Here is an 11,794-nt window from a genome sequence, read left to right as displayed (position 1 = left end):
TCACTATTCGGACTCCGAAGCATTTATTTTTAAGGTCCACGCATGATATCCGCTTCATTTCCGGCCACTGTTGTCTGCTAAGTCTCTCGCTAATGTATCTAGCGGGTTCTTGGTTAGCCAGTGGCAGGAGTGTAGCAAATTTCTGAGGAATCCATTCAAAAAGTAAACCATGAAGGATAACCAAGTCCAATCAACTTTTTTGACAAATTGAAAGGACCAAGCAAGAGCTTGGTCCTTTTGTGTACAATTTATTAAGCTGTCGGTCCGCCAAGTTCTTCGATTTCACTTGGAACGCTGCCGAATTTTTTGAAGTTAGCACGGAATTGTGCGGCAAGGTCCGTTGCTGCTTCTTTATAAGCGGCAGGATCTGCCCAAGTCTTGATTGGTTGAAGCACTTCATCAGGAACACCAGGAACATGAAGCGGGATATCCAAGCCGAAGATATCATCTTTGATCGTTTCGATGTTCGCTAATTCACCTTCAAGTGCCGCTTGTACCATTGCACGAGTGTAAGCAAGTTTCATACGGCTTCCAGTTCCGTATGCTCCGCCAGTCCAGCCAGTGTTGACAAGGTATACTTTTGCATTGTGCTCGTCAATTTTATCACCAAGCATCTCAGCATAGCGTTGAGCTGGAAGCGGTAAGAATGGTGAACCGAAGCAAGTGGAGAATGTAGCTTCCGGTGAAGTTACGCCTCTTTCAGTACCAGCCAATTTACTAGTGTATCCGCTTAGGAAGTGGAACATTGCCTGTTCTTTGGAAAGCTTGCTGATTGGAGGCAGAACGCCTGAAGCATCAGCTGTTAAGAAAATGATTGTATTTGGATGTCCTGCAATACTTGGGTTCACGATATTATCAATCGCTTGCATTTGGTAAGCAGCACGAGTGTTTTCAGTCAATGAACTGTCATCATAGTTCGCTTCACGTGTATCCGGATCAACAACAACATTTTCCAATACGGCACCGAAACGGATTGCATCGAAAATTTGTGGTTCTTTCTCACGTGAAAGATTGATCGTTTTCGCATAGCAGCCGCCTTCGATGTTGAATACGCCGTTAGAAGACCAGCCGTGCTCGTCATCGCCAATCAGCTTACGGCTAGTATCTGCTGATAAAGTTGTTTTGCCTGTACCGGACAGTCCGAAGAATAAAGCGACGTCCCCTTCACGTCCTACGTTAGCAGAGCAATGCATTGGAAGGATTCCAGCCTCTGGAAGTAAGTAGTTCATGATCGAGAAGATCGATTTTTTCATTTCTCCTGCATATTCCGTTCCGCCGATCAGGATGGTACGGCGTTCAAATGAAACGATGATGAAAGTTTCGGAAGTGGTTCCGTCCACTTCTGGGTCTGCTTTGAAGTTAGGCGCAGAAAGGATTGTGAATTCAGCTTCGTGACCTCTTAGTTCCTCTTCATTTGGACGGATGAACAAAGTATGGGCGAAAAGGTTATGCCAAGCATATTCATTAACAACACGGATTGGAAGACGAGATGATTCGTCTGCACCAGCGAAACCTTTAAAAACAAAAATCTCTTCTTTTGCTTTTAGGTAGTCAACTACTTTATTATATAGTTTATTGAACACATCTTCGGAAATTGGTTGGTTCACTGAACCCCAATCGATTTTATCTTTAACGGATGCTTCTTCCACGATAAATTTATCTTTAGGTGAACGACCAGTATATTTGCCAGTTTCAGCTTTTACTGCGCCGGTTGATGTTAAAACGCCTTCATTTCTGCTTAATACTTTTTCGACCAATTGAGGAACTGAAAGTTGAGTTTGCACATTGTTTCCTGTTAATAACTGGTGTAACTCATTAGAAACATCTACAGAATTCATATATGAGGTACCTTCCTTTGTTTAAGTTTTTAGATTACAATTAGTATAACACATTCATTTAAATAGTCTATACTATTTCTTCTAATTTGTGATTATTTTCAGATGGTCGCGTTAATCATTTTATTCCGGCAGGAACCGAGTCAGGATTATCACATATACTTTAATGAAGTGAATTTATTTTAATAGGAAGTAAGTAAGCAATAATTTCCAATGTTGAAGTCGTTTTTCATCTGCTTAATACTTATTATTAATGGCAATTTCCAACATTTCTATTCGTATTTTGCATTGTAATACGCTGTATCAACATGTTTTTCAAATGAACGCCATACTGGGCGGAAATGTTCTTTTTAGAAAAGCATTGACAAATTCCAACCAGATACGATAATATCTTAAATTGTACGGATTCTCTTATCCCGAGTTGGTGGAGGGACAGGCCCTTTGAAACCCAGCAACCTGCCATATTGAACTTGACTCCAAGATCGATCGCCGAAAATAAAGCGAAGGTCTTCAAGGAATAGTGGTGATGGTGCTAACCTGAGCAAGGTAAAAAACCCTTGAACGATAAGAGTGAAAGGATAGAAGACAGAATTTTAAACCTTTCCTCATTTGCCAGGGAAGGTTTTTGTGTTTTTTATAAGTAATTCTGTGTCTATAGTTGAAACTAATGAGGGAAACGAGTTCCGTAAAAATCAGGCTTATGCCTACAACATACTAAATTCCAAGGAGGAAATATGATGTCAAAGAAACGTCTATTTACTTCTGAATCTGTTACAGAGGGCCATCCGGACAAAATTTGTGATCAGATTTCAGATTCCATTTTAGATGCTATCCTAGCTAAGGATGCAAATGCACGTGTTGCGTGTGAAACTAGTGTAACAACAGGACTTGTACTTGTTGCTGGTGAAATTACAACGTCCGCTTACGTGGATATTCCGCGTATCGTTCGTGATACGATTAAAGGAATTGGCTATACACGTGCGAAATACGGTTTCGATGCTGAAACTTGTGCCGTGTTGAGTTCCATTGATGAGCAGTCTGCCGATATCGCAGCTGGTGTCGATAAAGCATTGGAAGCTCGTGAAGGTAACATGTCTGAGGAAGAAATCGATGCAATCGGTGCAGGAGACCAAGGTCTTATGTTCGGATTTGCTTGCAATGAAACAGAAGAGCTTATGCCGCTTCCGATTTCATTGGCACATAAACTTTCATTCCGCTTGGCTCAAGTTCGTAAAGATGAAACTCTTGCTTACCTGCGCCCTGATGGTAAAACACAGGTAACAGTGGAATATGATGAGAATAACCGTCCTGTACGTGTAGATACGATCGTTATCTCTACACAGCATGATGCAGAAATTACACTTGAACAAATTCAAGCCGATTTAAAAGAACATGTGATTAAAGCAGTCGTTCCAGCTGAATTGATCGATGCTCAAACTAAATACTTCATCAACCCTACTGGCCGTTTTGTAATTGGCGGACCTCAAGGGGATGCTGGTCTTACTGGACGTAAAATCATCGTTGATACTTACGGCGGATATGCTCGTCATGGCGGCGGTGCATTCTCTGGTAAGGATGCCACTAAAGTTGACCGTTCTGCTGCATACGCTGCTCGTTACGTTGCGAAAAACATCGTGGCAGCAGGCCTTGCCGACAAAGCGGAAGTTCAATTGGCATACGCAATTGGTGTGGCAGAGCCTGTATCGATTTCAATTGATACGTTCGGAACTGGTACAGTTAGCGAAGAAGTCCTTGTTGACCTAGTTCGCGCCAACTTCGACCTTCGTCCAGCTGGCATCATCAAAATGCTTGACCTTCGTCGCCCGATCTACAAACAAACAGCTGCCTACGGACACTTTGGCCGTACAGATGTCGATCTTCCATGGGAACGCACGGACAAAGCAGAAACATTAAAAGCACAAGCGTAAATCATATAAAAAAGGTGTCCCGCAATTTGCGGGGCACCTTTTTTTGTGGATTAATTTTGCCGTCAGCGGGAATAATTCAAGAAATCCCTAAGAAATTCAACTTACGTGCAATACGCGTGATTCAGGGTCGTTTACAGTTTGTTTGGGTGAAATACTCGTGAGTCAGAGCAGTTTACTCGTGATATTGTAGCTTTACTTGTGAATAAGAGCGGTTTACTCGTGAATTTGAGCCATTTACTCGTGAATTATAGCGGTTTACTCGTGAATTTGAGCCATTTACTCGTGAGTCAGAGCAGTTTACTCGTGAATTTGTAGCAAATACTCGTGAGTTTGAGTATAATACTCGTAACTTTCAGTCAATTCACTTTATTCGTTCCGCTGTTTTATAGTATTGTCCTTTTTCGGCATATTCGCGAACGATGCGTTCCATATCCTGGCGATCTTCTTCGTTGATTTCGCGAATGACTTTAGCTGGGCGTCCGAATGCCAGCATGTTCGGTGGAATGACTTTACCTTGGGGAACGAGGCTGCCGGCACCGATGAAGGCTCCTTCGCCGATTTCGGCTTCATCCAGTACAATCGATCCCATGCCGATCAGAGCTCCTCGACGGATTTTACAGCTATGTAAAATGACCTGATGGCCAATGGTTACTTCATCCTCGATGATCAATGGATTATTTGGGCTTTGGTGCAGGACGCTGTTATCCTGTATACTGACTTTTTTCCCGATGATGGTTGGGGATACATCACCGCGGATGACGGAATTGAACCAAATGGATGTTTCGTCGCCAATTTTGACGTCACCTGTCACGACAGCATTCTCAGCGATATAAGCGCTTTCGGCGATTTCAGGTTCTTTGCCTTTATACGGATAAATAATCATTTTCAATCATTTCCTTTCCGAAGTGAATGTTTTTATGTATTATTTTAATATACCGTATGCAAATACACTTGGCTATTTATAATAGCAATGTACAACTTGTTAGATTTCTTTTTTGTCGAAAATCACGAATATGGTTATAATTTATATATATTATTTTTACTATCATGGATCGTACACAACAAGTGAAAAGTGAAAGGGGGATTTCGAATGTGGAAATGGGAGACAGAAGGAGACGCAAAGGGCGTCATTGTCATCATTCATGGGGCAATGGAACATCATGGACGTTATAAGTGGGTAACACAAATGTGGCTTTCGGCTGGATACCATGTCGTCATGGGCGACCTTCCTGGGCAGGGTATGACAACTCGCGCCTACCGGGGACATATCGATTCCTTTGATGAGTATTTGGACGAAGTGAAAAGCTGGATAGAAGAGGCTTACGAATATTCGTTGCCGGTTTTTTTACTTGGACATAGCATGGGCGGTTTGATTTCAATACGCCTTCTTCAGGAAGAGGAATGGGACATTGCAGGGGTGATTCTTTCTTCTCCATGCTTGGGCCTCATGACGAAGCCGCCGAAGTTCCTGACAACCATCTCGCATGGTTTGAACATCGTGATGCCTAAGTTCAGGGTTGAATCTGGATTGACACCTGAAATGGCGACGAGAAGTGCGGAAATCCGTGAATCTGATAGAAACGATACATTATATATCACAAAGGTTTCGGTTCGCTGGTATCGCGAGCTTGCACAGGCCATGAAGGATGCTTTTGAAGAGATTCCTGAATTTCAGGATGTGCCGCTTTTGGTCATGCAGGGCGGAGATGACCGAGTCGTGAACAAGAAGGCGGTTCGTGAGTGGTTTAATTATAACTTGGCCAGTGAAAAGCAATATAAGGAATGGCCGAAGCTATATCATGAAATCTTCAATGAACCAGAACGTGATGATGTATTTCAATATGCGCTGAGTTTTGTTGAAAACCGTTTAAAAATATTAGGGTATGTCGTTTGATCAGTACATACTTCAGGATAAATAAAAAACTGCCGAGGTTGGACCTTCGGCAGTTTTTTATTTGAATCAGCCTGCGTTTTTAAGCAACTCGTTCGACTTGATCACCGGTGCCCAGAAAGTAACCGGGTACATTAATTGGTTCAAGTGTGTAAGTTCTTTTTTATTGGATAATGCGGTGGATAGAAGATAAATGGATTTGAAGGTTAAGTCATTGGCGAATAGGTCCAAGAGCGTCGCTTTCATATTCATGATCGCTTCATGGTTTTGAGTGGAAATCATTAAATCGAGCTGTGGCAGGAACCTATCAAAATGGTGATCGAATTGTTTGAGGTCCTCCATGGTTTTTTGGTTTTCTGTCAACGTGTTAAGCGAGCTGACAAACTCCCCGTATTGTACACTTGAATCCCTTTTGATTTTTTCAGTCAATATATCCGTCAGTAATGAAGTAGGCAAATGTTCCATTTTCTGCACCCTCTTATCTATTTTCTATCATTATAATCATTATAGACGAAAAATTCAAAATGTTGTGATTGGTAATTTTGTTTCTACGATTTGGGATTGAAAAAACACCGTTCGATTGAACGGTGTCAAAAGTCATCATCTCTTTTCAATCGCGACAATGAATGGCGGATTGTTTGATTGGTTGATGAACCCGTATTTTAGGATATGGGCTTTCTGTTGAGGGAAGTTCTGTACATAATCCATCAATGCATCCCGTTCTGCCGATCCCCCTGGATGACCATGGTAAATGACGAGGATGATGAGGCCTTCAGGCGCCAGCAGTTCGAATAGCTGTTCAATGGCTGATATCGTCGTATCGGCTTGGGTGATGATTGATTTGTCACCGCCAGGAAGGTAGCCCAGGTTGAATATGGCACCCGTGACCTTTCCGGAATGCTCTTTTCTGATGTACTTATTCAAATGTTGATGCCCATCGTGAATGAGGGTGCAGCACTCTTGTAAATTCTCAGCCTTTAGTTTCGCTGCTGTGGTTTGGATCGCTTCTTTCTGAATATCAAAACTATAGACATGTCCGCTTTCACCTGTAAGTCCTGCAAGAAAGACTGTATCAAAACCGTTGCCCATCGTGCAATCAATGGTTATATCCCCGGGATGGACCGTTTTTTCCAGCAGAATCCTAGCGAATGGCAAAATTCGGTCAAGCTTCATGATTGTACCTCCGTATGATGATTTTTTCCTTGCCAGCTGTTACGGCGTTTCAATTCGGCATCAATGGCATTCAAGACATCCCATTTATTGACGCTCCACATTGGACCGATCATCAAATCGATCGGACCGTCACCCGTAATGCGGTGAACGATCATTTCTGGAGGGATTATTTCCAGCTGGTCACATACCAGGCTGACATAATCGTCACGGTCAAGAAATTCGAGCAGGCCTTTTTCGTATTGTTTGACCATCGGTGTCCCTTTTAATAAATGAAGTAAATGGATCTTTATCCCCTGCACATCGAGTTTGGCGACTTCCCGGGCGGTTTCCAGCATCATGCCGTAATCTTCCTGAGGAAGGCCATTGATGATATGGGAGCATACGCGGATGCCGTGCTTCCGCAGTTTATCGACGCCTTCTTTGTAGCAATCGAAGTCATGGGCACGGTTGATCATTGTCGCGGTCTTTTCATGAACCGTCTGGAGACCCAGCTCCACCCAAAGATAGGTCCGTTCGTTCAATTCGGCTAAATACTCGACTACATCATCTGGAAGGCAATCCGGACGTGTCGCAATGGAAAGTCCGACGACACCCTCCTGGATCAATACACTTTCATATTTCTCGCGAAGCTCTTCCACTGGGGCATGTGTATTGGTGAACGCCTGGAAATAGGCCATATATTTTCCATCTTTCCATTTATGATGCATCCGTTCGCTGATCTTCTTAAACTGGACGTCGAGGGGTTCAACCCTGCTGCCCGCAAAGTCACCAGAGCCTGAGGCACTGCAGAAGGTACAGCCGCCATGTGCGACGGTGCCATCACGGTTCGGGCAGTCAAAACCGCCGTCCAGGGCAACTTTAAAAACCTTATGTCCAAAATGTTCCCTCAGGTGGTAGTTCCATGTATGATATCGTTTGTTATCCGCTGCATATATAAACGGGTTTGCCTGATTCAAATCAGCAACCTCCTAAATAAATTAAATCGCAACATATATTATACAACATTCTCGCAGCTAGGTCTTTTTTTGAAAAATAAGCGTATACTGTATACTTGAGGGCTAAACATTTTGCTGCTATTTCCAGTTATCTTTGAAGACTATATCGAATCGGGAGCTGATGGACATGACCGGTCAAGTTGAAGAAGCGATTAATCAAATGAAAAAGAAATTAGCCGAAAATAATCAGGTGATCGAAGTAAATGAAGATGGATTCATATACAAAGCCACTTGCACCTTCAATTCACCTGCTTCGGATGAACAAATTCATTCCTTTGAAAAGAAAACCGGACTGCTTCTGCCCGAGGATTATAAGGAGTTTTTAAAAATAACCAATGGATGCCGCCTGTTCGATAATGTGGAATCGGGCGGAGAAAATGATTTATACAGCTTGGATGATATTATTAATTACACATATGAAAATTCCTACGAGGGATGCTATAAAGTGGCCTGCATTTATCAAGATAATATCGTCATCGATGGGGAAGCTGTCGCTAAAGGCGATAAGGAGTATTTAATGGTAAAAGGCCATATCGATGATTTTGAAGAAGGCGAGAAGCTCCATATGGGCTTTGCCGAATGGATCGAGCAGTTCATTTCCCATCAAGGTGAGAAGTTTTGGGATAAAGGTTGATTGCTCAAAAAAAAATGATAATCCTCCCGTCATTTGCTCAAACTAGAAAAGATGATTCCGAATCATCCAAATGAGACGCGAAGGAGAGGGTTTGAAATGGCAACCAGACAATCCGTCGATCATTTTTTAGAGCAATGTGAAGGGGCACTCCATTTTGCAGAGTTTGAATTTAATGAGGCCTCACGACAGGAGCATTATGATGATGAACAATTTCAAAATTCGCAAAGGTATATCGAAGAGGCTTTGACGGATATGGAACGATTGTATGCCAGTTCGAATGACCAGCAACGGGAAATGCTTTCGCGGATGAAGCAGCAGTTGAATCAATTGAGGAATGAAATGACTTTACTGCGACATTAAATGGAAGCAAGGGAGCTATGAATGAATAGCTCCCTTTTTTGCACGATTTTTCTTGAATTCGCATATATAATGTAAAACCTGTCGATAATGTTTATGTACGGCTATTGCAATTATCGTTGAAATTGACTAGAATGTAATAAAATCCAATATTCTCATAAAGACTATGATGAGGAATAGTAGCGGTTTAAACCAGTAAAGAGAGTTGACGGGTGGTGCAAGTCAACCTGGGATGGTCGTGAACTCGCCTTGGAGTCCCGGGTGTGAAGGTGAAAAGTAATGCCTGGCGTTTAATCCATGTTACGGATATTTTAAGCTGGGCGGATTTTAGCTATCGCCAATGTGGGTGGTACCGCGGGAAGATATACATAATCCTCTCGTCCCTATTTTGGGATGAGGGGTTTTTTATTGTTTTTTTATACGGAAATTAGGAGGAAATCATATGAGTTTTGACCATAGGAGCATAGAAACGAAATGGCAAAAGTATTGGGAAGGCAATAAGACATTCAAGACGGGTGAAGAAAGCGGCAAACGCAAATTCTACGCGCTGGATATGTTCCCATATCCTTCAGGGGCAGGTCTTCATGTAGGGCACCCGGAAGGTTATACGGCAAGCGATATCCTGGCACGGATGAAACGTGCGCAGGGATATAATGTATTGCATCCGATCGGCTGGGACGCTTTTGGACTTCCGGCAGAGCAATATGCGATCGATACGGGGAATGATCCAGCCGAATTCACGGAGCACAACATCAACACGTTCCGCCGCCAAATCAAAGCCCTAGGTTTTTCTTATGACTGGGATCGCGAAATAAATACGACAGATCCCGACTATTACAAATGGACTCAGTGGATCTTCTTGAAATTATATGAAAAGGGCCTTGCATATATTGATGAAGTGGCCGTTAACTGGTGTCCGGCACTTGGTACGGTATTGGCTAATGAAGAAGTCATCGATGGGAAAAGTGAGCGTGGAGGCCATCCGGTTGAGCGCCGCCCGATGAAACAGTGGATGCTTCGTATCACTGCGTATGCAGACCGCTTGATCGACGATTTGAATGATGTGGATTGGCCGGAAAACATCAAGGATATGCAGCGTAACTGGATTGGCCGTTCCGAGGGAGCGGAGGTTACATTCAATATCGATGGCTTTAATGAAACATTCACGGTGTTCACGACTCGTCCTGATACGTTATTCGGTGCAACATATGCGGTATTGGCACCTGAACATCCGTTTGTCGATAAGATTACGTCGGCTGATCAAAGGGCGGCGGTTGAAGCCTATTTAGATGAAGTGAAACATAAAAGCGATTTGGAAAGAACAGACTTGGCCAAGGATAAATCAGGCGTGTTCACGGGGGCTTATGCCATTAACCCGGTAAATGGCGAAAAAATGCCGATCTGGATTGCCGATTACGTGTTGATCAGCTATGGAACAGGTGCGATCATGGCCGTTCCTGCCCATGATGAGCGTGATTATGAATTTGCAGTCAAGTTCAACTTGCCGATCAAGGAAGTCGTAGCTGGCGGAGATGTGACAAGTGAAGCATATACAGGCGATGGTCTTCATGTGAATTCGGAATTCCTTGATGGATTGAATAAAGAAGAAGCCATTTCAACCATGATCAAATGGCTGGAAGAAAAAGGAATCGGTACGAAGAAAATAACATACCGTCTTCGCGACTGGTTATTCAGCCGTCAGCGTTACTGGGGTGAACCGATTCCAATCATTCATTGGGAAGACGGCACGATGTCTCCAGTGAAGGAAGAAGATCTTCCATTGATTTTACCGAAAGCTACGGACATCAAGCCTTCAGGTACAGGCGAATCACCACTTGCAAACATATCGGAATGGGTGAATGTAACGGATGAAAATGGACGAAAAGGGCGCCGTGAGACAAACACGATGCCACAGTGGGCAGGCAGCAGCTGGTACTTCCTTCGTTATATCGATCCGGATAATAAAGAAGCACTTGCAGATCCTGAAAAATTAAAAGAATGGATGCCGGTCGACATTTATATTGGCGGAGCTGAGCATGCGGTGCTTCACTTGCTTTACGCTCGTTTCTGGCATAAATTCCTGTACGATATCGGTGTCGTGCCAACGAAGGAACCGTTCCAGAACCTATTTAACCAAGGAATGATCCTTGGCGAGAATAATGAAAAAATGAGTAAATCCAAAGGGAATGTCGTGAACCCGGATGATATCGTTGAAAGCCATGGTGCCGATACACTTCGCATGTACGAAATGTTCATGGGTCCATTGGATGCTTCGATTGCCTGGTCCACAAACGGATTGGACGGTTCGCGCAGATTCCTTGACCGTATCTGGCGTTTATTAGTCAACGATGACGGTACACTCACAGATAAGATGACAGAGACGGATGATACGGGCAAGCTCGAAAAAGTCTATCATCAAACGGTTAAAAAAGTGACCGAGAACTATGAGGAATTGAAATTCAATACAGCGATATCACAATTGATGGTATTCATTAATGATGCTTATAAAGCGGATTCGCTTCCTAAGGTGTATATCGAAGGCTTCGTAAAGCTGCTTGCACCAGTTGCACCTCATATTGCTGAGGAGCTTTGGTCTAAACTCGGTCATTCCGAGAGCATCACTTACGGAACATGGCCGGCTTTCGACGAAGCGAAGTTAGTGGATAACGAAGTCGAAATCGTCATCCAAATCAACGGAAAAGTCAAAGCGAAATTAATGGTGCCGACTGACACAACGAGAGAAAAACTGGAAGAAATCGCGATGGGTGATGATTCCATCAAAGAACAAATCGATGGGAAAACCATTCGTAAAGTGATTGCCGTACCAGGCAAATTAGTCAATATCGTCGCAAACTAAATAAAATGATTGGAAGCTGTCCAGCATATTTTACTGCTTGGACAGCTTTTTTTTCGTGTCATTGGCCGGCCATAGGAATTAGGTCATGTTAGGATTCGCACCGATTTAAATCTATTGGCGATCA

General features: G+C 43.2%; 10 protein-coding genes, 1 riboswitch and 1 other annotated feature. Of the genes, 5 read left to right on the top strand and 5 right to left on the bottom strand.

Annotated features, from left to right (window positions below):
* Nucleotides 1–251: 251 nt before the first annotated feature.
* Nucleotides 252–1,838 (bottom strand): phosphoenolpyruvate carboxykinase (ATP), encoded by a 1,587-nt coding sequence (pckA, locus tag MPH60_RS24525; RefSeq protein ID WP_101225563.1) that lies wholly within the window; start codon nucleotides 1,836–1,838, stop codon nucleotides 252–254.
* A 405-nt stretch (nucleotides 1,839–2,243) separates the two neighbouring features.
* A riboswitch (SAM riboswitch) is annotated at nucleotides 2,244–2,406 on the top strand.
* A 163-nt stretch (nucleotides 2,407–2,569) separates the two neighbouring features.
* Here pckA and metK point away from each other — a divergent pair.
* Nucleotides 2,570–3,763: a methionine adenosyltransferase gene (gene metK / locus MPH60_RS24520; protein ID WP_241594195.1), complete on the top strand. Its 1,194-nt coding sequence runs from the start codon at nucleotides 2,570–2,572 to the stop codon at nucleotides 3,761–3,763.
* A gap of 361 nt (nucleotides 3,764–4,124) precedes the next feature.
* On the opposite strand, the gene MPH60_RS24515 is transcribed toward metK, so the two are convergent.
* Nucleotides 4,125–4,643: a gamma carbonic anhydrase gene (locus MPH60_RS24515; protein ID WP_241594228.1), complete on the bottom strand. Its 519-nt coding sequence runs from the start codon at nucleotides 4,641–4,643 to the stop codon at nucleotides 4,125–4,127.
* 210 nt (nucleotides 4,644–4,853) lie between these two features.
* Here MPH60_RS24515 and MPH60_RS24510 point away from each other — a divergent pair, with 210 nt between their 5' ends.
* A complete protein-coding gene (locus MPH60_RS24510) occupies nucleotides 4,854–5,657 on the top strand; it encodes an alpha/beta hydrolase (protein ID WP_241594196.1) in 804 nt (267 codons plus the stop codon).
* Between the two features lie 66 nt (nucleotides 5,658–5,723).
* Here the strand turns inward: MPH60_RS24510 and MPH60_RS24505 are convergent, their stop codons facing one another.
* The 3 genes from MPH60_RS24505 to MPH60_RS24495 form a co-directional block, all read right to left on the bottom strand.
* Nucleotides 5,724–6,119 carry a hypothetical protein gene (locus tag MPH60_RS24505; RefSeq protein WP_241594197.1) on the bottom strand — a complete coding sequence of 132 codons (396 nt, stop codon included), beginning with the start codon at nucleotides 6,117–6,119 and terminating at the stop codon, nucleotides 5,724–5,726.
* 135 nt (nucleotides 6,120–6,254) lie between these two features.
* Nucleotides 6,255–6,827, bottom strand: coding sequence for a class I SAM-dependent methyltransferase (locus MPH60_RS24500; RefSeq protein ID WP_241594198.1), 573 nt, complete (start codon nucleotides 6,825–6,827; stop codon nucleotides 6,255–6,257).
* Nucleotides 6,824–7,783 (bottom strand): TIGR01212 family radical SAM protein, encoded by a 960-nt coding sequence (locus MPH60_RS24495; protein WP_241594199.1) that lies wholly within the window; start codon nucleotides 7,781–7,783, stop codon nucleotides 6,824–6,826. Before MPH60_RS24495 ends, MPH60_RS24500 begins: the two co-directional genes overlap by 4 nt.
* 166 nt (nucleotides 7,784–7,949) lie before the next feature.
* Here MPH60_RS24495 and MPH60_RS24490 point away from each other — a divergent pair, with 166 nt between their 5' ends.
* From MPH60_RS24490 to leuS, 3 genes are all read left to right on the top strand, one after another.
* Nucleotides 7,950–8,456 carry an SMI1/KNR4 family protein gene (locus tag MPH60_RS24490; protein ID WP_063234889.1) on the top strand — a complete coding sequence of 169 codons (507 nt, stop codon included), beginning with the start codon at nucleotides 7,950–7,952 and terminating at the stop codon, nucleotides 8,454–8,456.
* A gap of 96 nt (nucleotides 8,457–8,552) precedes the next feature.
* Nucleotides 8,553–8,816 (top strand): DUF2524 family protein, encoded by a 264-nt coding sequence (locus MPH60_RS24485; protein ID WP_101225556.1) that lies wholly within the window; start codon nucleotides 8,553–8,555, stop codon nucleotides 8,814–8,816.
* Between the two features lie 154 nt (nucleotides 8,817–8,970).
* Nucleotides 8,971–9,201: a binding site (T-box leader), on the top strand.
* Between the two features lie 54 nt (nucleotides 9,202–9,255).
* Nucleotides 9,256–11,670 (top strand): leucine--tRNA ligase, encoded by a 2,415-nt coding sequence (leuS, locus tag MPH60_RS24480; RefSeq protein WP_241594200.1) that lies wholly within the window; start codon nucleotides 9,256–9,258, stop codon nucleotides 11,668–11,670.
* Nucleotides 11,671–11,794: the final 124 nt, after the last annotated feature.

It is taken from the genome of Peribacillus sp. Aquil_B1, from assembly GCF_022603275.1.
Taxonomy (GTDB): Bacteria; Bacillota; Bacilli; order Bacillales; family DSM-1321; genus Peribacillus.
Note: the sequence above shows the minus strand (reverse complement) of the source record. Positions and strands in the feature narration are given on the sequence as shown.